Below are 22,679 nucleotides of genomic sequence, written 5' to 3' on the forward strand. Positions count from 1 at the left end.
GCCCGTGGCGGACGGGGAAAGGGTCACCGCCCGGTCAGCCGGCAACGGCCGACCGGGCGGGAGTGTGTTCGGGCCTCGGCCCGTCGAGGGGGTCGACGGAGCGCCGGAGGGTGGGCTCGCGGATCGTGTCGTAGGGCGCTCGGACGGGCGCCGCCACCGCGGGTGAGGGTGCCGGGAGGGTGAACCACACGACCTTGCCCGACTCCCCGTCCGGCCGTACGCCCCAGCTCTCGCTCACGGCGGCGACCATCGCGAGGCCCCGCCCGCAGGTGGCGGTGGGACCGGCGTCCTGCATCTCGGGCAGGCGGGGGTCGTGGTCGTGCACCGAGACCGTGAGCCGGTCGAGCAGCAGCTCGATCTCCACCGTGCACACCTTGTCCGGCTGGGCGTGCAGATGGACGTTGGTCAGCAGTTCGGTCACGCCGAGCGCGGCCCGGTCGATCAAAGGGTCGAGATGCCAGTAGCGCAATTGCGCTGAAACGATTCTGCGGACCTGGCCGATCCGCGACGGCAGGGCTTGGAGCTCCACCGTGCAATGCCTGTTCGGCTGGCTGATCACGGCTGCGACTCCCCGAATTGAGGTCCGGAAGAAGACGGAGATCGGATCCAGCAGGGCGGCTGAAGTGGAACAGCCGCCTGCTGTGGTGTCCGGCGGGCTGGTTCGCAGCGTTATCGCCGGTAAACCCAGAGTGATGTGAGAACAGCGTGACTCAGGGGGTGCCGTCCCGCAACTCGCGGCGCGTTCGGCGGACACGGCTCACGCGCCGGGCCGTCGCGGCGCCGGTACGAGGAGGCTCCCCTCACGCACCGCGCGGCGACCACGTCAGCCGCTGCCGCCCGCCGCCCTGCGGACCGCCTCGATGAACCGGCGCGCCGAGGGCGGTCCCGGTGTGCCGGGCGAGGGGTCGTGTTCGCCGAGGGTGAGCGAGTAACGCGTGCCGTTGACGTCCGCCGACGCCCGGTCCCCGGGTCCGAACCAGGGCCTGGAGGCCCGTACCGCCTGCACCGGGGCGCTGTCGATCTCACTGCCGTAGCTCGTGAGCAGCTCCAGCCTGCCGTCGCTGATCCGGACCTGTCCGGCCCGGGTGAGCGAGCGCAGCCTCTTCCCGATCCGCACGCCCGTGGCCGTGAACTCCGGCTCCGCCATGATGCCCCGCCCCCTTGTGCGCCTCGGCTGTGCCCTGTCCCGGTTCCCGCGCGGGCGGGGGGCCGGTGCGCGCACCCGGCGCGGGAGGGTCGTCCCGTGCGGTGCGCCCGGGCGCGGGCAGCGTCCCGTGCGGTGCAGTCTGCCCGCAGGCAGCGGCGAGCACCAGTGCGCATGACGAGGTGACAGCGGGGACGGGAGCACTCGCGCGGGTGCGCCCCCGTCGCTTCGGACATCCTGCCCCAGGGGTGCCTTTGAGCCGCTCAAAGACGTGTTTATGCAGGTGAGAAGCGTGAGCGAGGTGTCTATGATCGGGGCGTCCGACCGTCTGCACCGGCGTCGGCGCGATGCGTAAGGAGCCCTGCCGTGAGCAGCCCCCAGCAGATCCGGACCGGCGAGACCCTCGACGTCGACCACAGCGACGCGCGGTACCGGACCTGGCTCAAAGAGGCCGTCCGCAAAGTGCACGCCGACGCGAACCGCTCCGCCGACACGCACCTGCTGCGCTTTCCGCTCCCCGAGGCGTGGGGCATTGACCTGTATCTGAAGGACGAGTCGACCCATCCCACCGGGAGCCTCAAGCACCGGCTGGCCCGTTCGCTCTTCCTCTACGGCCTGTGCAACGGGTGGGTCCGTCCGGGCCGTCCCGTGATCGAGGCCTCCAGCGGTTCGACGGCCGTCTCCGAGGCGTACTTCGCGAAGCTCGTCGGAGTGCCCTTCATCGCGGTGATGCCGCGCACGACGAGCGCCGAGAAGTGCCGCCTGATCGAATTCCACGGCGGGCAGTGCCACTTCGTGGACGACTCCCGCCGGATGTACGAGGAGGCCGCCGCCCTCGCGGTCGAGACCGGCGGCCACTACATGGACCAGTTCACCTACGCGGAACGGGCCACGGACTGGCGCGGGAACAACAACATCGCCGAATCCATCTTCCGGCAGCTGGAGTTGGAGCGCTTCCCGGAACCCACGTGGATCGTCGCCACGGCCGGTACCGGCGGCACCTCGGCGACGCTCGCGCGCTATGTCCACTACATGCAGTACGACACCCGTATCTGCGTGGCCGACCCGGAGAACTCGTGCTTCTTCGAGGGCTGGACCACCGGCGATCCGGAGGTCACCTACGACTGCGGCTCGCGGATCGAGGGCATCGGCCGGCCCCGGATGGAACCGAGTTTCGTACCCGGGGCCATCGACCGGATGATGAAGGTGCCCGACGCCGCGACCGTGGCGGCCGTGCGGGCGCTGGAACAGGCCATCGGGCGCAAGGCGGGCGGTTCGACCGGCACCGGGCTGTGGAGCGCGCTGAAGATCGTCGCCGAGATGGTGACCGAGGGACGCAACGGCAGTGTCGTGACGCTGCTGTGCGACCCGGGGGACCGGTATCTGGACAAGTACTACTCGGACACCTGGCTGGCCGATCAGGGTCTGGACATCGCGCCCTACACCGCCGCCATCGCGTCGCTCCTGGAGACGGGCGTCTGGCCCGACTGACCCCGCGTCGTGCGCGCACGCCGCGCCTACGGGGGTGACGGGTGTCGGAACCCCGGACACGGAGTCCTGGGCGCGGCTACCCGGAGCAGGTTCTCTTGTCGGGGTGTTCAACGCCCTTGATCCCGGTTGTCGTTCGCGTGGCACGGGGGCATACGCCGTACGTACACATGCCGTTGCCGACCTGGTTCGGCACCGGTCCGCCCCATGTACCGGTCCGCCTCACTCACCGGTTCGCCTCGTGCACTGGTCCGCCTCACGCGCCGGTCGGCTTCACGTGCGTGCCGACTCCAGCCGTCGGTCCAGCGCCGTGACCGCGTCCCTGAACGCCCGGCCGAGACCCGGCCGGCCCACCTTGAGGGCCACCCGGAAGGGAGCGGTCCCGTCGGCGGCGAACGTCCAACGGACCCGCGTGCCCCGTCCCTCCGGCGTCAGCCGCCACTCCTCGGCCAGCGCACGGGCGCCGGGCGCGTTCGTGACGTCCACCCGGTACGCGTACACCTCCGGGGGCTCGGAGACGAGCACGGTCTCCTGGAAGCGCGTGCCCCCGCGGAGCCGGACCTCCCGCCCGGTGCCGTCCCCGCTCGGCCGGGCGAGCGTCACCGCCGAGAACCATTCGCTCCATCCGGACACGTCCTCGGCAAGTGCCCGGAAGACGGCCTCGGGAGGCGCGCTCATCCCGCGGGTGAACACCAGACGCAGGGGAGCGGTCCCGGTGAAGTCGGGACCCACCGGGCGCAGACGGTGTGCCATGGACGAAACCCCCTGACGGGAACGGAGTCCCGGGCGTGGGCCGACAGCGGCCGGAGCGCACCCGCACCGGCTCCCCGCACGGGCGGCGAAAACCTTAGCTGACGAGTCGTCAGATGTCTGTAGGGTCCGCCGGTTCACCGGCCACCACGAGGTTGGTCGGGTGCTCGGCGATCTGGGCGCGTGCCTCGGCCGGCAGCCCGGCGTCCGTCACCAGCGTGTCGACCTGATCCAGCGCGGCGAACGAACTCAGCCCCACCGTGCCCCACTTGGTGTGGTCCGCGATCACCACGACACGCCGCGCGGACTGCACCAGCCGCCGGTTGGTCTCCGCCTCGGCCAGGTTCGGGGTGGACAGACCCGCCTCCACGGATATCCCGTGCACCCCCAGGAAGAGCACGTCGAAATGGAGCGCGGCGATCGCCTGGTCGGCCACCGGGCCGACGAGCGAGTCCGAGGGCGTGCGCACCCCACCGGTCAGCACGACCGTGGCCGCGCCCTGCCGCTGACCGGTCAGGCGCTGCGCGGCGTGGAACACGTCGGCCACCCGCACCGAGTTGGTGACCACGGTCAGGTCCGGCACGTCCAGGAGACGCTGGGCCAGTGCGTACGTCGTCGTACCGCCCGAGAGCGCGATCGCGGTACCCGGCGCGACCAGCTCGGCCGCGGCCCGCGCGATGTCCTCCTTGGCGGTCAGCTCCAGGCCCGACTTGGCCTCGAACCCCGGCTCGTGCGTACTCGCCTCGGCCACCGGCACCGCGCCGCCGTGCACCTTCTCCACCATGCCCTGGCGCGCCAAGGCGTCGAGGTCACGGCGGACCGTCATGTCGGAGACTCCGAGCCTGCGCGTCAGTTCGTTCACCCTGACGCCGCCCCGGCGCCGCACCTCGTCGAGGATCAGGGCGCGACGCTGCTCCGCGAGAAGGTTCTGATTCTCACTCACGTCCGCTCCGGTCCTTCCGTCCGACCTGCCCGACACACCGTCCGTACCCACTCCCACGTGGCCATTCTCCTCCCCGAGGCCTGTAGGACGCCCCATCCTCGCACGGGGCACCGACAGACACGCCACTCCCTGTGAGGACACCGCTCACCTCTCCGCGCGCCTCTGTCACACATATCGGGGAGATTCCGTGACCCTCGGTGCGGGCGCGGCTCCCGGCGGAGATCCTTGTTCCTGCCCATGACAAGGGCGACGGACACGGCACGGGGGAAGCACGGACTGTGGAGCGCGCACACGAACAGACCTCGGCGGGGGAGCTCACCGGTCCCGCGCAACGGCCCGAAGTGGCCGAGACCGCCCTCGAACTCCTGGTCCACGGGGTCGGCGGCACCACACCCGAGGAGATGCTGGACGATCCGCGCACGGTGCGGATCAGCGGCGACGATGTCGCGGCCGTCCACCGGCGCCGTGCGGACGTGGACGCCGAGCGGCGCCCCGACGACTACCGCGGCAGACCGGTCCCCGAGGCCTATGTGTGGTGCAACCTCACCTCCGGCAACGGCGCCCGCGCCCTGTGGCTGCTGTTGCTGCCCTTCATGGTCGTCAACCTCGCCCACTGGATGCGCCCGGCCGGCCGCGGCCGCCGCGGCGCGGTCCGTCTGTACGGGCTGCTCGTCCGGCTGACCGGGCTCACCCTGACCGTCCTGCTGGTCGCCGCCGCCTGCGAGGTCGCCCTCGACCTGGCCGCCTGGCAGTGCACGGGCACGCGCGCGTGCGCCAGGGAGCACACCTGGCTGGCCTTCCTCTCCCCGGACCTGTCGCAGGACGGCTGGTGGAGCGCGCCCGGCCGTCGCCTCGCCCTGGCCTGCCTGGTGCCCACCGTCCTCATCTGTCTGCTGTGGTACCTGTCCCACCGCACCTGGAGCGCGTACGAGTCCCAGCAGCCGGTGTCCCGCGCGGCCGAGCCCGAGGAGGAGACCGACCGCACCGCGCTCGGCCGCCCCGGCTTCTGGTACGGGCGCCGGCTGGTCGCCCGGCTGCGCGCGGCGCACACCGCCGCGGGTCTGCTGACCGTCACTGCCGCGGTCGGCGGACCCGCCGCCCGTTTCGACACCGGGGCCGGAGGTCCTGTCCTGCTCGACACCCTGGGACGGCTGCTGCACACCGCCCTCGCCGTCGGCGCGTTCGTCGTGCTGTGGGTGGTCTGCCGCCGCGGACGCAGCGAGCACCGGCTCGACCGGGAACTGGACGCGACACTCGTGCGCGCGCTGCCCTTGGGCACGAGCGTCCTGCTCGCCCTCACCGTGCTCTACGCCGGCTGGTCACGGGCCGGCTGGCGGTCGACGGGCCGGCTGCCCGGCGACGCGGTCTTCGGCGGCATCGCCCTCGCCCAGGTGCTGCTCGTCGTCGCGCTCGGCGCGGTGGCCGGCGTCCTGCACCGCCCCCTCGCGGGGAACGCCGGTTCCGTACGCGCGGGGGAGACCGCCGGCGACACCCGCACGGCGATGCGCGGTCTGGCCGGACCCGCCGTCGCGATGCTGTCCTGCGCGCTGGGCGGTGTGATGTCCGGCGGAGTGGCCCAGCGCGTCGCGGACTGGCTGGACGGCACCCGGGGCACCCTGCCGGGGCCACCCGTCCTGCTGACCTGGCAGGCCTCCGTGATCCCGGTGACCCTGCTCGTCTTCCTCGGACTCTGCGGCCGCCTGGCCGTGCGCACCCTGCGTCTGCGCGCCCGCGAGACGCGCACGGTCGAACACCACTACCGGGGGGAGCACAAGGACAGGGCCCGCACCCGCCGCATCGCCGGCACCCGCGCCATGGCCACGCTCACCGACCGGGCCCCCCTCGTCGTCGGGACCGTCTCCTTCGTGACGCTGCTCCTCGGTTCCGGAGCGCTGGTGGGCGCGCTGACGACCGGCGACACACCGGCAGGCGCCGCGCGCGGATCGTACGCCTTCGTCCACGGCGCCGCCGAGGCCGCGCAGTCCCTCGGCTCCTGGCTGATCGGACTCGGTTTCATACTGCTCGTCACCTCGGGACGGCGGGCCTACAAGGACCCCGGGGCCCGCCGCACCATCGGCATCCTGTGGGACGTCGGCACCTTCTGGCCGCGTGCCGCCCACCCCTTCGCGCCGCCCTGCTACGCGGAGCGTGCCGTGCCCGACCTGACCTGGCGCATGGTCACGTGGACCCGTGCCACCGGCGGTCGGCTCGTGCTGTCCGGACACTCGCAGGGCAGTGTGCTGGCCGCCGCCGCGGCCTGGCAGCTGAAGCCCTCGGTCCGCGGACGGGTCGCCCTGCTCACCTACGGCTCACCGCTGGAGAGGCTCTACGGGCGCTGGTTCCCCGCCCACTTCGGGCCCGCGGCCCTGGCCTCCCTGCACCAGGACGTGGACCGCTGGCGCAACCTGTACCGGCTCACCGACCCCATCGGGGGCCCCGTACGCCTGCCCGGGGACTGCGGGCCCCAGGTCGACCGGGCTCCCCTGGACGACCCGCTCGCCTACGGACGCACCCTGGAGCATCCGCTGCCCGCCCCGATCCTCGGCCACTCCGACTACCGGGCGGACCCGGCCTTCGCGGAGGAACGGGAGCGGCTGCTGGCGCGGTTGCGGCACGAGGTGCCGGGCCCGCGCCCGGACGGGGACGCTCAGGGCAGCTCGGGAAGGTCGTCCGCGTAGAGCAGGGTCAGGTCCTCGGTGCTCGGTTCGTCGAGCTGGGCGACCCGGCCCGCGTGCCGTTCGACCATCGCCTCGAAAGTCTGCCGCGCGGTGCGGCCGTTGCCGAACGCGGGCCCCTTGGGGATCGCCGTGAAGTACTTCAGCAGCGCTTCGGCCGCCCCGGCCCCGAGGCTGTACTCGTGCTCCTCGGCCTGCTGCTCGACGATCCGCAGGAGTTCCTCGGGCATGTAGTCGCCGAAGGTGATGGTCCGTGAGAAACGGGACGCCACACCGGGGTTGACCGTGAGGAAGCGCTCCATCTCGGCCGTGTAGCCCGCGACGATCACGACGACCGCCTCCCGGTGGTCCTCCATCAGTTTGACGAGCGTGTCGATGGCCTCGCGCCCGAAGTCGCGCCCCGAGTCCTCCGGCGACAGCGCGTACGCCTCGTCGATGAAGAGCACACCTCCGCGGGCCCGGTCGAAGGCCTCCTGGGTGCGGATCGCCGTGGAGCCGATGTGCTCGCCGACCAGGTCCACACGGGAGACCTCGACCAGATGGCCCTTCTCCAGGACACCGAGCGAGGCGAGGATCTCGCCGTACAGCCGGGCGACCGTCGTCTTGCCGGTGCCGGGGGAGCCGGTGAAGACCAGATGGCGGCGTGCCGAGGCGGCCTTGAGGCCCGCCTCCTGACGCCGGCGGCCCACCTCGATCATGTCGGTGAGGGCGCGTACCTCGCGCTTGACGCTCTCCAGGCCGACCAGCGCGTCCAGTTCGCCGAGGACGGCCTTGGAGGGACGGGCGGGCTCGGGCTCCGGGACGGCGGCGGGTGACTCCTGCTCCGTGCTGCGCTGGCCCGGGATCGCGCCGAGCAGACCGGTGGACGGGCCGGACGTCTGCACGGCCGTCTCGGGGGCCGGGGACCGCACCCCGGCGCTCTCGTCGCTCGTGCAGTCCTCGACGACCGGGCCGCCCCCCGCCGCGTTGCCGCCGTCGGCGAACTCGTAGCCGCCGCGCGCGCACCGTTCCGTACGGCATTTCCTCAGTGTCGCCCGGCAGCCGTCGATGACATGGAAGCCGTAGCCCCCGCTGCCCGTCACCCGGCAGTGGTGGAAGCTGCCGCGCCCGCCCGCCGACACGTAGAAGCCGGCCTCCGCGGGGGAGTCGACCGTGCAGCGTTCGATGGTGGGGTCGGCGCCCTTGGTGACGATGACCCCGGTCTGGGTGCCGTCGACGGTGCAGCCCGACAGGGTCCCGCCGCTTCCGTGGTCACGGAACCAGGCGCCCGTCGCGGCGTCCCGGATACGGCAGTCGTCGAGCTGCGCGGTGGCGCCGTCGCTCACCGAGACGGCGGTGTTGCGCACTTGGGAGAGATCGCTGTCGACGACGTCCACCCGTGAACCGCGGTCGAGGACGAACAGGGCGTCCGGCACGTCGTGCACCCGGCACGACTCCAGCACGGCGGTGGCGCCGTCGCTGACCCAGACCGCGGGGTAGTCGCCCGTGCTGTCGAAGATCTCGCACTGGTTGGCGTCGACACGGGTGCCCGGGTCCCACACCGACAGGCCGTTGCGTCCGAACTTGCGGACGGTGGTGCGGGTGAGGGTGAGGACCGAGCGGGAGCGCAGGTCGACCGCGTTCTCCGGGATGTCGTGGATGCGGCAGTCGGCGAGCGTGAGCACCGCGTCCGTGTCCAGCGTGACGCCGTCCGAGGTCGTTCGGTGCACATCGCAGTCGGTGAGGTGGGCGGCGGCCCGTCCGGTGATCTGCACCCCGGAGCCCTTGACCTCGTAGACCTCGCAACCGACCGCCTCCAGCGAGGAGTTCTCGCCGGTGGCCGACAGGCCGGCGCCCGAGGTGTGGTGCACCCGGCAGCGCTCCAGGCGGGGACGGCCGCCGCCGCGGACCGCGACGCCCGACTGTCCGGCCGAGACGACCTCGCACTCCTCGAACACCCCACCGCCGCCGTCGAGTACGGCGATGCCGACGCCCGCGGGATTGTCGACCGTGCAGCGGCGCACCGTCGGACGCGCGTCCCCGCGCACCTCGATGCCCGCCGAGGAGCGGGTGACGATCCGCACGTCCAGCAGCTCGGGGGTGCCCTCCTCGACGAGCAGCGCGGGTGCGGCCGAGTCCTGGCCCTCCACGTGCAGGTCCTGGACGACGGCGGAGGCACGGACGGTCAACGGGACCCCGTCGACCGGCGCGATGCGCACGGAGCCGGGCGAGCCCTCGGGGCCGCGCAGCGTCACCGCGCGCTCGACGACGAGGTTCTCCCGGTAGGTGCCGGGGGCGACGGTGAGCACGTCTCCGTCGGCTGCCGCTTCCAGGGCCGCGGCCAGTGATGCGTACTCTCCCGTGCGGCGCCGCCACCGCGAGGTGCCGGTGTGCGTCACCTGGACCGTGCCCTGTGCCATGGCGCTGTTCTGCCCCCACCTCGTCGTACGCGGGTCCTGCGAGGCCGTGCTGAAACGCCGTCGCGATCAAGAACACCTTCTCACGACGATGCCGAGCAGTCCGGCCGTCCCACCGTAGCGTGCGCGGGGACGGAGGGTTGACCGGAGCGGGAAGGCGGTCAGCTGCCGGCGCCCGTCCTGCCCCAGTCCGGGCCCGCCCGGTCCCAGGCCTGATCCCAACGCGCGTACCGGCCCAGGACCATGCGCCACAGGACCAGACGCCGTGCCGCCTCCAGGAGCACCACCGTCATGAGGGCCGCGCCGATCCCCGCCAGCACCGCGTGCGTCGTCGCGGTGGCGGCGTCCAGGGGGCGGCCGACCATGTGCCCGTGCCGGTCGGTCCAGAGCGCGAAGTGATCGCCCCGGTGCGGGGATCTGAGCACCGTGACCACTCTGCCGCGGTGCGCCGAGCCGTCCGGCGCGGTCCAGTCGGCGAGCACGCGGCTGTGCGGGTCCTGTGCCGAGGAGGCCTCGGGGTCGGGCTCCAGGGGCGCGCGCGACAGCTTCCGGACCACGGTGGCCACCACCTCGTGGCGGTCCCGGTGCTGGTCCCGGACGGACTGCTGGAGGGCGTGCTCGGCGGCGCCTCCGGCGGCGACGCCGGCCAGCGGGGCGACGACGGCGATCAGTACGAGGGTGAGCAGGGCCAGCCAGGCCTCGGCCCGATCGGTGCCACGGCGCAGCGGATTGTGCCGCCAGCGCCAGAGCCCGCAGAGTGCGCGCATCTCCGTGCCCCCTTCCGCCTTCCGTGTCCGTGATAACCCCCGGCGGAGCCGTTCACCCGCGGACCCGGGAAGGAGAGAGCGAAATCACCCCTCCCGCGGTTCCCGCGGTTCTCTCATGAACTTCTCACACGGTCTCAACGCCCGTGCCCGGTGCCCGGGTTCCCGCGCGCGGGGCTCGCGCGGAACACGGAGCCCGGGGATGACCGAAACCCGGCGCGCCGGTCAGGTGACGACCGTGACCGGGTCGCCGACGCGGACCACGCCGGTGGCCTCCGGCACCAGATTCTGTCCGAAGATCAGCCGGGACCCGAAGCGCCGGTGACGCCCCAGCGTGCGCAGGGGTTCCCTGCCGCGCTCGGCGGTCTCCTGGTCGGTGGTGGTCACGACGCAGCGGCCGCACGTCCTGGCGACCCGGAAGGAGACGTCGCCGATCGTGACGCGGGTCCAGTCGTCCTCGGCCCAGGCCTCGGTGCCCGCCACCACCACGTTCGGCCGGAAGCGGTTCATCGGGAGCGGGCCCTCGTGGGCGTGGTCACCCCCGGCGATCAGGGAGTTGAGCGCGTCGAGCGAGGCGAGGGTGGTGACCAGCAGCGGATAGCCGTCCGCGAGGCTCACGGTCTCGCCCGGTCGCCCGTACCGCGGGTCCACCGGTCTGCGGGCGGCGGGGTCGTCCAGGTGGACGAGGCGTGTCTCGGATCCCAGGTACGTGCTGCACCAGACGTGCGCGGCGGTACCGGCGAGGACCGCCTCCACCTTGTCGCCGAAGAGGTCCAGCGTGACACGGTCCGCGGCCGCCGGATCCGGGACGGGGACGTCCAGTGACGCCCGTCCGGGGGCGGACAGCCGGACACCGCCGGGCAGAAGCTCGGCGGCGGCCAGTGCCAGACGCGGTCGCCCGCGCTGGGTGACGACCTTTCCCCCGTCGTCGATCAGTGCCCAGCGCCGGTCCCCGGCCAGTCCCCAGGGCTCCACCACGGCGTCCCGGGGCGACCGACCTCGCAGCGCCTTGACCGGATGGACGTGGATCGAGTGCAGCTCCGCGTTCCCCATGGCGCCATCGTGCCAGGTGGCGCCGGTGTCTCCGTCCCGTGACCTCAGTACCCGCGGTACTGCTGGTTGTTGTACGGGTCCTGGTAGGGGGCCGGGGCGGGGCGGGGCGCGGCGGGGCGCATCGCCTCGTAGCCGGTGCCGGTCGCCATCGGGCGCTGCGGCTGTTGCTGCTGGGGGCCCGGGTAGCCGCGCGGGGCTCCGACCTGCTGGGGGATGTAGGGCGCGGGGGCCTGGTGCAGCGGCGAGGGCTGCTGGGCCTGCGGGTAGGAGCCGTAGGCGGGGACCTGCTGGGAGGGACCGGCCGGCAGGGCCGGGAGTGCCGACGGGAGCGCGGGCAGGTAGCTGCTGCTCGTGTCGTAGGCGGCGGGAACCCGGATCGGGGCGATCTGGGGGGTGCCCCGCTCGGCGACGAGCGAGTCGTAGATCGGGGTGTCCGGGAAGGACGGCGCGGAGTAGTAACCGCCGCCATAGGTGGAGCGGGGGGAGGTCATGGGACATAAGTTAAGCCCACGATGTGCTGGTTGGGGAGACCGATAAGAGGGTTGTTTTCCGTGTCGGCGACACCTCGGGATCCCCAATGCGAGCGAACTCGGCAAAAAAGGGCGCCAAGCCGGGTTCGGATCGTGTAAAGGCCGAGTTCCCAAGGGGTTACCGGGGGTTGACCATTGGTCTTCCCGTGCTGTCCGGGTGCTTCCCGGCCCCGCTGGAATAGGTTGGTCGGCAACGGGCCGATGAGGCGGCCCAGGGGTACGGCCTGGCGTGCTGACATGTGGGGGCGGACATGACAATGCCTAAAGGATCAAATGTTCCGGTGCCGACGAGTGCGCTGCGCGTCGAAATGGGCTGGACCTCGGGTCCCGGAGTGCCCGACGCGGACGCCTCGGCGCTGCTGCTGGTGTCCGGGAAGGTGCGCTCGGACGGCGACTTCGTGTTCTACAACCAGCCGGCGCACTCCTCCGGCGCCGTGCGCCACGAAGGCAAGCGCGCCGCGGGCGGACAGGTGACCGACACGCTGCTCGTCGACCTCACGCGCGTGGAGCCCGCCGTGGAGACCGTGGTGCTGGCCGCCTCCGCGGACGGCGGCACCTTCGGGCAGGTCCCCGGCCTGCACGTCCGGGTGCTCGACGCCGGCCGGGGCACCGAGGTCGCCCGCTTCGACAGCGGGGACGCGACGGTCGAAACGGCCTTCGTGCTCGGGGAGTTCTACCGGCGCCAGGGCGCCTGGAAGTTCCGTGCGGTCGGACAGGGCTACGGCAGCGGCCTGGAAGGTCTCGCCACCGACTACGGGATCACCGTGGACGAGCCGCAGCGTGCCGCGCCACCCGCCGCCGCGCCCCCCGCCCCGCTGCCCGCGTCCCCCCGGCCCACCGCCCCGCCGCCCGCACCCGGCAGCCGCGTGACCGGTCCGCCCCCGCCGGTCGCGCCACCCGTCACCATGACGCCCCCCACGCAGCCCCCGCCGCCCGTACCGCCCCAGGCCCCCGTACGCCTGTCCAAGGTCACCCTCACCAAAGAGGCGCCCTCGGTGTCCCTCGCCAAACAGGGCGGAACCTCCGGCAGCCTGCGCGTGAACCTCAACTGGCAGGTGCGCAAACAGTTCTCGGGATGGGGCAGCAAACGGGGCCGGGCCGTCGCGATGCACGCCGACCTCGACCTCGACCTGTGCGCCCTCTACGAACTGTCCGACGGCCGCAAGGGAGTCGTCCAGGCGCTCGGCAACGCCTTCGGGGCGCTCCACCAGCCGCCGTACATCTTTCTCGACGGCGACGACCGCACCGGCGCCGTCGAGAGCGGTGAGAACCTCACCATCAACCTGGACCACCGCCAGAGTTTCCGGCGCGTCCTCATCTTCGTCACCATCTACGAAGGCGCCCGCTCCTTCGCGGACCTGCACGCCACGGTCACCCTCCAGCCGGCGAACGGCGCCCAGGTCGACTTCTCGCTCGACGAGTGCACCGTGCCCTCGACCGTCTGCGCCCTCGCTCTCATCACCAACAACGGCGGCGACCTGATCGTCCAGCGCGAGGCCCGCTACCTCGTGCCCGAACGCGGGGTGAGCCCGCAGCGCACCGTCGACCGCGTCTACGGGTGGGGCATGAACTGGACGCCCGGCAGGAAGTGAGCGGTCAGCGCTCGTCGAGGACGGTGCCGGGGCGGGCGTAGGTGCGGCCCTTCCAGGCCGCGCCGCGCCCCCTGTAGTGCTGCACCGCGGAATCGACCGTCATGAGGAGGTACAGGAACGCGGTGACCGGCAGCAGCGGGGCGAGCCACCGGGGCTGCCGGTAGTAGCGCAGCATCGGCAGGTAGGTGGCCGTCATCAGCAGCCACGCGAGCCCTCCGGCCGCCGCCGTGCCCGTGCTCCCCACGACCAGCCCGGTGACGAGCGCGAGCGGCGGGACCAGATAGACCAGCGCCAGACCGAGGACCGTCCCCAGGAGCAGCAGGGGGTTGTGCCGCAGCTGGGCGTACGCGCTGCGCGCCACCATCCGCCACAGGTCGCGCAGCCGCGGGTAGGGCCGCACGCTGTCCACCCGTTCGGCGAGGCCCAGCCAGATGTGGCCGCCCGCGCGCTTCACGGCCCGCGCCAGCGCCACGTCGTCGATCACGGCGTGCCGGACCGCGTCCGGGATCCGCGCCCGCTCGGCGGCGTCCGCGCGCAGCAGCACACAGCCACCGGCCGCGGCCGCCGTGCGCCCCCCGCGTACCGCGATCCACCGGAAGGGATAGAGCTGGGCGAAGAAGTAGACGAACGCGGGCACGACCAGCCGCTCCCACACGCTCTCCACCCTCAGCCGGGCCATCTGGGAGACGAGGTCGAAACCGCCCGTGTGTGCCGCGGCCACCAGGGTTCGCAGGCTGTCGGGCGCGTGGGCGATGTCCGCGTCCGTCAGCAGCAGGTACACGGGCTCCCGCGTGCGGGCCAGGGCGATTCCGTGGCGTACGGCCCAGAGCTTGCCGGTCCAGCCCGTGGGAGGTTCCCCGGGCGAGTCGACGGTGAGCGGGAGCCCGCCGTGCGCGCGGGCCAGTTCACGGGCCAGCTCCCCGGTGCCGTCCGAGCTGCCGTCGTCGACGAGGAAGACCTCGGCCCGTCCCGGATAGTCCTGCGCGAGCAGGGTCGGCAGGCTCGCGGGCAGCACGCCCGCCTCGTCGCGCGCGGGCACGACCACACAGACGGACGGCCAGTCGTCCGGCTCCCGGCGCGGTGGCAGCCGCAGATCCGTACGCCAGAAGAAGCCCTGGCCGAGCAGCAGCCACAGCCAGACGGTCAGTGATCCCACGGCGGTCCACACGACGGCATCCACGCGCGGCAGTCTGCCCCACCCCGGCGGCCCGCCGGGGCGGATCGTCTATGGTGACCGGGTGAAGATCGCGCTCATGGACTCCGGAATCGGACTGCTCGCCGCCGCGGCCGCGGTACGTCGGCTGCGGCCCGACGCCGATCTCGTCCTCTCCTCGGCGCCCGACACCATGCCCTGGGGACCCCGTACGCCCCAGTACGTGACCGAGCAGGCGCTCGCGGTCGCCGAGGCGGCCGCCGCACACCGTCCCGACGCGCTGATCGTCGCCTGCAACACCGCCTCCGTGCACGCACTGCCCGCGCTGCGCGCCCGTCTGGAACCGGACGTGCCCGTGATCGGCACGGTCCCGGCGATCAAGCCCGCGGCGGCCGACGGCGGTCCGGTCGCGATCTGGGCCACGCCCGCCACCACCGGCAGCCCCTATCAGCGGGGACTGATCCGTGAGTTCGCGCAGGGGGTCGCCGTCACCGAGGTGCCGTGCCCCGGGCTCGCCGACGCCGTGGAACACGGTGACCAGGAGGGCATCGACGCCGCGATCGCCGCTGCCGCCGCCCTGACCCCCGGTGACGTGCGGGCCGTCGTCCTCGGCTGCACCCACTACGAACTGGTCGCCGAACGGATCCGTGCGGCCGTGCAGGCGCCCGGCCTCCCGCCGCTCGTCCTGCACGCCTCCGCCGATGCCGTCGCCTCGCAGGCGCTGCGCAGGATCGGCGCGGCCCCGGCCCCGGGAGCGTCCGCCGACGGCACCGTCACCGTGCTTCTCGGCGGCCGGACGGGGGCGCTGCCCGAGCACACGCTGGAGTACGAGGAAGGCCGCCTCCTGAAGGCGGTCAGCCCCGTCCGCTGACCGCCGGTCACCGCCCGGACGCGCTCCGTCCGCGGACCGCTCGCCCGGAGCAGTCACCCTCCGCGAGCCGGTGCCCGCGCTGCGGAACATGAGTAGTCTCGTAGCCATGAGGGACCACCCCCACGGCGAATACATCGCGCACTCCGACGTCTGGACCGGGCGTGCGACCAACCGTGTCCAGTGGCTCCCGGCGCTCGCCGGGGCCGCCTGCATCGCGCTCGGCATCGAACTGGCCGTCGACTCCACCTGGACCTCGGGCGTCGCCGCGCTCGCCATGTCCGTCGTCGGCTGCATCGCCGCGGGACTGCTCGTCCTGTTCGGCACCCTCGCCTTCGTGCACGTCGCCGTGAAGGTAGACAAGGACTCGCTCGAAGTGCGCTGCGGTCACGTCGGGCTGCCCCGGCGCCGCATCCCGCTCTCGGACGTGGTCGGCGCCGACTTCGCGCCCAGTGTCACTCCGTGGCAGTGGGGCGGCTGGGGGTACCGCTGGCGTCCCGAGAAGGGAACCGCCGTCATCGTCCGGCGCGGCGAGGGCATGGTGCTCCGCCTCGGGGACGGTCATACGTTCACCATCACGGTGGACAACGCGGAAGCCGCCGTACGGGTGATCCGGGACAGGCTCCGGCCGGCCACTCCCGGCGCCGTGATCTGACCCCGGAGTTCACGGCTCCAGCCGGAACGCCCGGAGGCGTTCGTCCTCCCGCACCGGGCTCTCGGACAACCCGTCGACCAGTGGCCGTGCCGTCGCGAGTCCCGCGAGCAGCCCCGCTCCGGCCGTGACCGTGGTGAAACTCAGCGCGTTGCCCACCGACGCGATCACCGCCAGGGCGGTCAGCGCCGCCCCCGCCGTCAGTACGAGCGGTGTGGACCGCGGAGACCGCCACAGCGAGTAGAGGACCCAGCAGAAGAGCAGGGCGAGCAGCAGGGCGCCGACCACACCCTGCTCGGCCAGCTGCTGCAGTGCGGCGGAATGCGGTCTGCCGTCCGGCAGTGACGTCTGCGCGATCGTCGGACTGAGCTCTCCGTAGCGGCCCGGGCCCACGCCCAGCGCCGGGTCCCGGCCGGTCAGGTGGAGCGCGTCCCGCCAGAGCAGCACCCGGTGTCCGGTGAGCTGGCCGTCGAGGGAGGCGGACAGACCGTCCGGGAGCGCGTTCTCGGCGAGGGCCCAGGTCACCGACGTGACCGATGCCGCGGCGAGCGCCAAGGCCCAAAGGCCCAGGGCGCGGCGTCGCACGCGGTCCGCGGCGAGCGAGCACAGCACCACCGCGGCACCGAGCGCGCATCCCGCGGCGGAGCCGAGGACCGCCGCGGTCACGGTGATCCCGACGGCCAGCAGACGCAGCGCCAGCCGCAGCGCGGGCGGGCGCGCCGCCCAGGCGGCGCAGCACGCCGCCGCGGTGGACAGGGTCAGCAGCGCCGCCGTGGCGCCGGTGTGTCCGAGCGGCACCGTCACCTGGGGGCCCGGGGTGGTGTACCGCGCGGTGAGGGCCAGGCCGAGTCCGGCGAGCGCGCCGGCGGCGGGCGTCACGACGGGGGCGACCGCGCCCAGGATCCGGCCCGAGGCGTAACCGGCGGCCATCGCGAGCACCGCGAGCAGGACGCCCTCGGGGCGCCCGTCGTGCGCCGCCGCGGTGATCAGCGACCAGATCGCGCAGGCGCCGAGTACCATCACGCCCGCCGCGTCCGAAACGTTTCGTCTCTCGCTCGCGGCCGTCGCACCACCGGCCGCGGACGTCATCCCCGTGGAACCCACCCCGTCAACCCCCCGAGCCGTGACGAGCCCCGACCGCCGTGACCGCATCCGGGCACGTCAGAGGCTCGGGCACACCGTAACGGCAGATGCGTCGGTTTGTGGATGACTTGCGCAGAAAAACGATGCATCGGAGGGACGCCGGGCGGCCCGCGGGGTGCGTGATCCGCCGTCGCGGCGGAGCGGGACCGGGCTTCGGGGCGGTGTGGGAACGGGGGGCCGGGGCGGGCGGACCGAGGGCGCGACTGGCGTGAAACCGACGGACGGGGCCGATCGGGAACCGCGGGACCGGAGACGGTGGCCCCCAGGCAGACCGACCTGTCGGTGCCCAGGTCACGCGCCGTACACTCCCCGAGTGACCGCCACCGCAACCTCCGTAGACGAGCCGGAACAGCTCGAACCCCACGCCGCGCCCGTACCGCGCGGGGTCAGACTGGCGCGGCGCGGTGCTCCGGCCGCCGCCGCGGCGCTTGCCGGGGTCCTGCTCTACGTCAGCTTCCCGCCCCGCACGGTGTCGTGGCTGGCCCTGCCCGCCTTCGCGGTCTTCGCCTGGGTCCTGCGCGGTCGCTCCTGGAAGGCGGGCCTCGGACTCGGCTACCTGTTCGGCCTGGGTTTCCTGCTGCCGCTGCTCGTGTGGACGGGCGTCGAGGTCGGCCCGGGACCGTGGCTGGCGCTCGTCGCCGTGGAAGCGGTGTACATCGCGCTCGTCGGGGCGGGCATCACCCTGGTCTCCCGGCTGCCCGGCGCGCCGCTGTGGGCCGCGGCCGTATGGATAGCGGGCGAGGCGGCCCGTGCGCGCGCGCCGTTCGGCGGCTTCCCCTGGGGCAAGATCGCCTTCGGCCAGGCGGACGGGGTCTTCCTCCCGCTGGCCGCGCTGGGCGGCACTCCGGTGCTCGGCTTCGGGGTGGTGCTGTGCGGCTTCGGGCTGTACGAGATCGTGTGCCAGGTCGTGGAGCGGCGTCGCGACGGAGTCGTTCGACGGGGTGCCGCCGCGGTGGCGCTGCTCGCCGTCGTGGTCCCCGTGGCGGGGGCGCTCGCCGCGCGTGCGCTGGTGAGCGACAAGGCGGAGGACGGTACGGCGACCGTCGCGGTGATCCAGGGCAACGTGCCGCGCGCGGGGCTCGAGTTCAACGCCCAGCGGCGGGCCGTCCTCGACCACCACGCGCGGGAGACGGAGCGGCTGGCCGCCGAGGTGAAGGCGGGCAAAGTCGCACGGCCCGACTTCGTCCTGTGGCCGGAGAACTCCTCCGACGTCGACCCGTTCGCCAACGCCGACGCCCGCGCCGTCATCGACACCGCGGCCAAGGCGATCGGCGTGCCCATCTCGGTCGGCGGTGTCGTCGAACGGGACGGCAAGCTCTACAACGAGCAGATCCTGTGGGACCCGGTGAAGGGCCCGCTGGACACCTACGACAAGCGCCAGGTCCAGCCCTTCGGCGAGTACCTTCCGCTGCGCTCGCTGCTCGGCGCGATCAACAAGGACTGGACGTCGATGGTGCGCCAGGACTTCAGCCGGGGACACAAGCCCGGCGTCTTCCGCATGGACGGCACCGGCGTCGGACTCGTCACCTGTTACGAGGCCGCCTTCGACTGGGCCGTGCGCAGCACCGTCACGGACGGCGCGCAGATCATCTCGGTGCCGAGCAACAACGCGACCTTCGACCGCAGCGAGATGACCTACCAGCAGCTCGCCATGTCCCGGGTCCGCGCCGTGGAGCACAGCCGCACCGTCACGGTGCCGGTGACCAGTGGCGTCAGCGCCGTCATCATGCCGGACGGGAGGATCGCCCAGCGGACCGGGATGTTCGTGGCGGACTCGCTGGTCCAGAAGGTGCCGCTGCGTTCCTCGGAGACCCCCGCGACGCGGCTGGGGATCCTTCCCGAGATGCTTCTGGTGCTGGTCGCGACCGGCGGTCTCGGATGGGCCGGGGCCAGGGCGCTCCGGGCGCGCCGGGACGGCACGCTGTAAGGGTCGCGGCACACCCGGGGGAACGGACCGCGGTCCCGGACGAAAGCGTGAGCCGCCGAGGTGGGGAAGGCCGCTCCCGTGAGGGGGACCGCGAGGCCGGGGCGACGGCGTGCGGGGTGGAGGGCCGGGTGCGGACCGTTAGGGTCGGGCCATGGCTACTCCTGACTTCATCCGTACGATCCGGGCGTCCGCCGGGCATCAGCTGCTCTGGCTTCCCGGAGTCACCGCCGTCGTCCTCGACGACGAGGACCGAGTGCTGCTGGGCCGGCGCTCGGACACCGGCAAGTGGTCGGTGATCGGTGGCATCCCGGATCCGGGCGAGCAGCCCGCTGCCTGCGCCGTACGGGAGGTCCTGGAGGAGACGGCGGTGCACTGCGTCGTGGAGCGCGTCGTCCTCGTGCAGGCCCTGGACCCGGTCACCTACGCGAACGACGACACCTGTCAGTTCATGGACGTCACCTTCCGCTGCCGGGCGGTCGGCGGCGAGGCGCGGGTCAACGACGACGAGTCGCTGGAGGTCGGCTGGTTCCCGGTTGACGCCCTGCCGGAACTGAACGAGTTCGCGATGTTCCGGATCAAGCAGGCGCTGTCCCACGCACCCACATGGTTCGACACTACGGTCTGAGGCGTAAGTGTGTGGGATGACCACATGTGTCGGGGCTGAAGCTCTGCCTAGGGTCGAGCCATGACCGCGCCCCACGCCCTCCCGGACCCACCCACCCTCCCGGGACCCCGCACCACCCGGGGGCCCCACACCACCCCGGGGCCAGCGCCCCTCCCGGGACCCCACGCCCCCTCGTCCGGCCTCGCCGGCCGCACCGCCCTGGTCACCGGCGCCGCCGGCGGCATCGGCCGCGCCTGTGTGCTGCGGCTGGCCGCCGCCGGGGCCGAGGTACGCGCGGTGGACCTGGACGCCGCCGGACTGGACGAACTCACCGAACTGGCCCGGGGCCTCCCGGGGGCCGTCGAGCCGTACCCGCTCGACCTCACCGACCTCGACGCGGCGGAGCACGCCGCCGCGGACACGGACGTCCTCGTCAACAACGCCGGACTGCAGACGGTGCGGCCCATCGAGGAGTTCCCGCCCGAGGCCTTCCACACCATGCTCACCGTGATGCTGGAGGCCCCGTTCCGGCTGATCCGAGGCGCACTGCCGCACATGTACGGACAGGGCTGGGGCCGTATCGTCAACGTGTCCTCGGTCCACGGGCTGCGCGCATCGGCCTTCAAGTCCGCCTATGTGGCCGCGAAACATGGGCTGGAGGGGCTGTCGAAAACAGCGGCCCTGGAAGGCGCCCCCCACGGAGTGACCTCGAACTGTGTGAACCCCGGCTACGTACGCACACCACTGGTCGAGAAACAGCTCGCGGACCAGGCGCTGGCCCACGCGGTTCCCGAGGCACGTGTGCTGTCCGAGGTGCTGCTGCGGGACAGCGCGGTCAAACGGCTCGTCGAACCCGAGGAGGTCGCCGACGCGGTGGCCTATCTGTGCGGGCCCCTGTCCTCCTTCGTGACCGGGACCTCACTGGTCATGGACGGAGGGTGGACGGCGCACTGAGGGCCGTCCCGCCGCGGCGGGGTTGTCCACAGGGCAGGCCGGGCCGGCCCGACGACAGGTCATCCTTTGAACATGTCCCGCGATCACGCGCAGTCCGCCGAACGCCCCGCCGACGACGCCGAGACGCCCTTCCTCCGGCTGCTGGCCAGAGGGGCCCCCGCCGAGGCGTACGAGCAGCCGGTCCTGCTCGCCCGTGCCGAGAGCCGCCCCGCCTCCCGCGTCGCCGCCCTGGAGGAGGCCAAGCTCCTCGCCCTGCGCGTGCGCTCCGAGATGGAGGGCCGCCGCCGGCGCGAGGCCGAACTGTCCGCGCTCTTCGAGACCGCCCACGACCTGGCGGGCCTGCGCGACCTCGACGCCGTGCTGCGCGCGATCGTCCAGCGGGCCCGGTCGCTGCTGGGCACGGACGTCGCCTACCTCAGCCTGCACGACGAGGCCGAGGGAGACACCTACATGCGGGTCACCGAGGGCTCGGTCGCGGCGCGCTTCCAGCAACTGCGGCTCGGCATGGGCGAGGGGCTCGGCGGACTCGTCGCCCAGACCGCCCGCCCGTACGTCACCGACGACTACTTCAAGGACGACCGCTTCCAGCACACCCGGGCCATCGACGCCGGCGTGCGGGACGAGGGCCTGGTCGCCATCCTCGGCGTCCCCCTCATGATCGGGCGGCATGTGATCGGGGTGCTCTTCGCCGCGGACCGGCGGGCACGGATCTTCGAACGCGAGCAGATCGCCCTCCTCGGCTCCTTCGCGGCCCTCGCCGCGGCGGCCATCGACACGGCGAACCGGCTGATGGAGACCCGCTCGGCCCTCGACCGCCTGGGCCGCGCCCACGAGATCATCCGCGACCGCAGCGGAGTCATCGAGCGCGCCTCGGACGTCCATGACCGCCTCGCGGAACTGGTACTGCGCGGCGGCGGGGTCCATGACGTGGCCGCCGCGGTCTCCGAAGTGCTCGACGGCACCGTCGAGTTCGCCGGCACGGACAGCGCGCCCGGCGCCGCCCTGCAGGCCTCCCGTGCCGAGGGCCACGCGGTGCGGCACGGCCAGGACTGGGTCGCGGCCGTCGCGGCCGGCGGCGAACTGCTCGGCGCGCTGGTGCTGGGCGGACAGCCGGGCCTCGACCCCGTCGACCAGCGCACCCTGGAGCGCGCCGCGATGGTCACCTCGCTGCTCCTGCTCGCCAAACGCTCGGCCGCCGAGGCCGAACAGCGCGTCCGCGGCGAGTTGCTGGACGACCTGCTCGACGCCCGGGACCGCGACCCACGCCTGCTGCGCGAGCGCGCCTCCCGTCTGCACGCCGACCTCGACGCCGTCCATGTGGTGCTCACCGCCCGGCTGGACACCACGGCACCGGACGCCGACCGAGAGGCGGACGCCCGCCGACGGTTGTGGTCCGCCGCGTCCCATCTGGCCGCGACCGGACACGGACTGGCCGCCGCCCGGGACGGCGGCACGGTGCTGCTGCTCCCGCTCGGCGCGGACGAGAGCGCCACCGAACTGGCCCGCCGTACGGCCCGGCACCTGGGCGCCGCGGTCCAGGAGACGGTCACGGTCGGTGCCTCGGCACCCCTGGAACCTCTCGCCGTGCCTCCGGAGGCGGTGGCGGCGGCGTACGCCGAGGGGCAGCGCTGCCTGGAGGCGCTGCGCCTGCTGGGGCGCGCCGGGGACGGCGCCGCCGCGGAGGACTTCGGGTTCCTGGGGCTGCTGCTCGCCGGGGACCGTGACATCTCCGGCTTCGTCGGCCGGACCATCGGCCAGGTCGTGGCCTACGACCGGCAGCGCGGCACCGATCTGCTGCGCACCCTGGACGCCTACTTCGCCTGTGGGATGAGCCCCGCGCGCACCAAGGACGACCTGCACGTCCATGTGAACACGGTGGCCCAGCGGCTGGAGCGGGTGGGCAGGCTGCTGGGGGAGGACTGGCAGAGTCCGGCGCGCGTCCTGGAGATCCAACTGGCCGTGCGACTGCACCGGTTGTCCACGACGGCACGGCACTGACCCCCGTACGCGCGTACGGGGGCCGGGAGATGTGGAGATGCCGGC

19 protein-coding genes are annotated in these 22,679 nt (G+C 73.1%); 9 read left to right on the forward strand and 10 right to left on the reverse strand.

Features of this window, described 5'->3' with window-relative positions; genetic code table 11:
* Window positions 1-34 precede the first annotated feature (34 nt).
* Together OG776_RS36040 and OG776_RS36045 are read right to left on the reverse strand one after the other, a co-directional pair.
* Window positions 35-559 (reverse strand): ATP-binding protein, encoded by a 525-nt coding sequence (locus OG776_RS36040; protein WP_148012798.1) that lies wholly within the window; start codon window positions 557-559, stop codon window positions 35-37.
* 264 nt (window positions 560-823) lie between these two features.
* The gene (locus OG776_RS36045; protein ID WP_148012797.1) at window positions 824-1,147 is read right to left on the reverse strand and encodes a hypothetical protein; all 324 of its coding nucleotides are present in this window, start codon (window positions 1,145-1,147) and stop codon (window positions 824-826) included.
* Window positions 1,148-1,510: 363 nt separating this feature from the next.
* Between OG776_RS36045 and OG776_RS36050 the strand changes: the two genes are divergently transcribed.
* Window positions 1,511-2,635, forward strand: a complete 1,125-nt coding sequence (locus tag OG776_RS36050) for a PLP-dependent cysteine synthase family protein (protein WP_148012796.1) — start codon at window positions 1,511-1,513, stop codon at window positions 2,633-2,635.
* Window positions 2,636-2,905: 270 nt separating this feature from the next.
* Here the strand turns inward: OG776_RS36050 and OG776_RS36055 are convergent, their stop codons facing one another.
* Both OG776_RS36055 and OG776_RS36060 read right to left on the reverse strand, forming a co-directional pair.
* Entirely contained in the window at window positions 2,906-3,385 is a 480-nt protein-coding gene (locus tag OG776_RS36055; protein WP_148012795.1) for an SRPBCC family protein, read from the reverse strand.
* Between the two features lie 109 nt (window positions 3,386-3,494).
* Window positions 3,495-4,325 (reverse strand): DeoR/GlpR family DNA-binding transcription regulator, encoded by an 831-nt coding sequence (locus OG776_RS36060; RefSeq protein WP_148012794.1) that lies wholly within the window; start codon window positions 4,323-4,325, stop codon window positions 3,495-3,497.
* A gap of 278 nt (window positions 4,326-4,603) precedes the next feature.
* On the opposite strand from OG776_RS36060, the gene OG776_RS36065 reads away from it, so the two are divergent.
* Entirely contained in the window at window positions 4,604-7,003 is a 2,400-nt protein-coding gene (locus tag OG776_RS36065; RefSeq protein ID WP_148012793.1) for a hypothetical protein, read from the forward strand.
* On the opposite strand, the gene OG776_RS36070 is transcribed toward OG776_RS36065, so the two are convergent.
* From OG776_RS36070 to OG776_RS36085, 4 genes are all read right to left on the reverse strand, one after another.
* Window positions 6,973-9,399 carry a right-handed parallel beta-helix repeat-containing protein gene (locus OG776_RS36070; RefSeq protein WP_148012792.1) on the reverse strand — a complete coding sequence of 809 codons (2,427 nt, stop codon included), beginning with the start codon at window positions 9,397-9,399 and terminating at the stop codon, window positions 6,973-6,975. The two genes, OG776_RS36065 and OG776_RS36070, sit on opposite strands and share 31 nt — an antisense overlap.
* A gap of 158 nt (window positions 9,400-9,557) precedes the next feature.
* Window positions 9,558-10,163 (reverse strand): Rv1733c family protein, encoded by a 606-nt coding sequence (locus tag OG776_RS36075; RefSeq protein ID WP_148012791.1) that lies wholly within the window; start codon window positions 10,161-10,163, stop codon window positions 9,558-9,560.
* A gap of 222 nt (window positions 10,164-10,385) precedes the next feature.
* A complete protein-coding gene (locus OG776_RS36080; protein ID WP_329323176.1) occupies window positions 10,386-11,213 on the reverse strand; it encodes an MOSC domain-containing protein in 828 nt (275 codons plus the stop codon).
* A 44-nt stretch (window positions 11,214-11,257) separates the two neighbouring features.
* On the reverse strand, window positions 11,258-11,704 hold the full coding sequence (locus OG776_RS36085) for a DUF6643 family protein (RefSeq protein ID WP_329323177.1): 447 nt from the start codon (window positions 11,702-11,704) through the stop codon (window positions 11,258-11,260).
* 290 nt (window positions 11,705-11,994) lie between these two features.
* On the opposite strand from OG776_RS36085, the gene OG776_RS36090 reads away from it, so the two are divergent.
* Window positions 11,995-13,335 (forward strand): TerD family protein, encoded by a 1,341-nt coding sequence (locus OG776_RS36090; protein ID WP_329323178.1) that lies wholly within the window; start codon window positions 11,995-11,997, stop codon window positions 13,333-13,335.
* 4 nt (window positions 13,336-13,339) lie between these two features.
* Here OG776_RS36090 and OG776_RS36095 read toward each other — a convergent pair whose 3' ends face one another.
* The gene (locus OG776_RS36095; RefSeq protein WP_148012789.1) at window positions 13,340-14,515 is read right to left on the reverse strand and encodes a glycosyltransferase; all 1,176 of its coding nucleotides are present in this window, start codon (window positions 14,513-14,515) and stop codon (window positions 13,340-13,342) included.
* A 58-nt stretch (window positions 14,516-14,573) separates the two neighbouring features.
* Between OG776_RS36095 and OG776_RS36100 the strand changes: the two genes are divergently transcribed.
* On the forward strand, window positions 14,574-15,359 hold the full coding sequence (locus OG776_RS36100; RefSeq protein ID WP_187285924.1) for a glutamate racemase: 786 nt from the start codon (window positions 14,574-14,576) through the stop codon (window positions 15,357-15,359).
* A 106-nt stretch (window positions 15,360-15,465) separates the two neighbouring features.
* Window positions 15,466-16,011 carry a hypothetical protein gene (locus tag OG776_RS36105; protein ID WP_148012788.1) on the forward strand — a complete coding sequence of 182 codons (546 nt, stop codon included), beginning with the start codon at window positions 15,466-15,468 and terminating at the stop codon, window positions 16,009-16,011.
* 9 nt (window positions 16,012-16,020) lie between these two features.
* Here OG776_RS36105 and OG776_RS36110 read toward each other — a convergent pair whose 3' ends face one another.
* Window positions 16,021-17,097: an O-antigen ligase family protein gene (locus tag OG776_RS36110; RefSeq protein ID WP_148012787.1), complete on the reverse strand. Its 1,077-nt coding sequence runs from the start codon at window positions 17,095-17,097 to the stop codon at window positions 16,021-16,023.
* 367 nt (window positions 17,098-17,464) lie between these two features.
* Here OG776_RS36110 and lnt point away from each other — a divergent pair, with 367 nt between their 5' ends.
* The 4 genes from lnt (at window position 17,465) to OG776_RS36130 (ending at window position 22,634) form a co-directional block, all read left to right on the forward strand.
* Window positions 17,465-19,078 (forward strand): apolipoprotein N-acyltransferase, encoded by a 1,614-nt coding sequence (lnt, locus tag OG776_RS36115; protein ID WP_148012786.1) that lies wholly within the window; start codon window positions 17,465-17,467, stop codon window positions 19,076-19,078.
* 151 nt (window positions 19,079-19,229) lie between these two features.
* Window positions 19,230-19,703 carry an NUDIX hydrolase gene (locus tag OG776_RS36120; protein WP_148012785.1) on the forward strand — a complete coding sequence of 158 codons (474 nt, stop codon included), beginning with the start codon at window positions 19,230-19,232 and terminating at the stop codon, window positions 19,701-19,703.
* 60 nt (window positions 19,704-19,763) lie between these two features.
* Window positions 19,764-20,636, forward strand: a complete 873-nt coding sequence (locus tag OG776_RS36125) for a 3-hydroxybutyrate dehydrogenase (protein WP_329323179.1) — start codon at window positions 19,764-19,766, stop codon at window positions 20,634-20,636.
* A 72-nt stretch (window positions 20,637-20,708) separates the two neighbouring features.
* Complete coding sequence (locus OG776_RS36130; RefSeq protein WP_329323180.1) at window positions 20,709-22,634, forward strand: helix-turn-helix domain-containing protein; 1,926 nt, start codon at window positions 20,709-20,711, stop codon at window positions 22,632-22,634.
* Window positions 22,635-22,679 lie beyond the last annotated feature (45 nt).

The organism is Streptomyces sp. NBC_01689 (assembly GCF_036250675.1).
Lineage (GTDB): Bacteria > Actinomycetota > Actinomycetes > Streptomycetales > Streptomycetaceae > Streptomyces.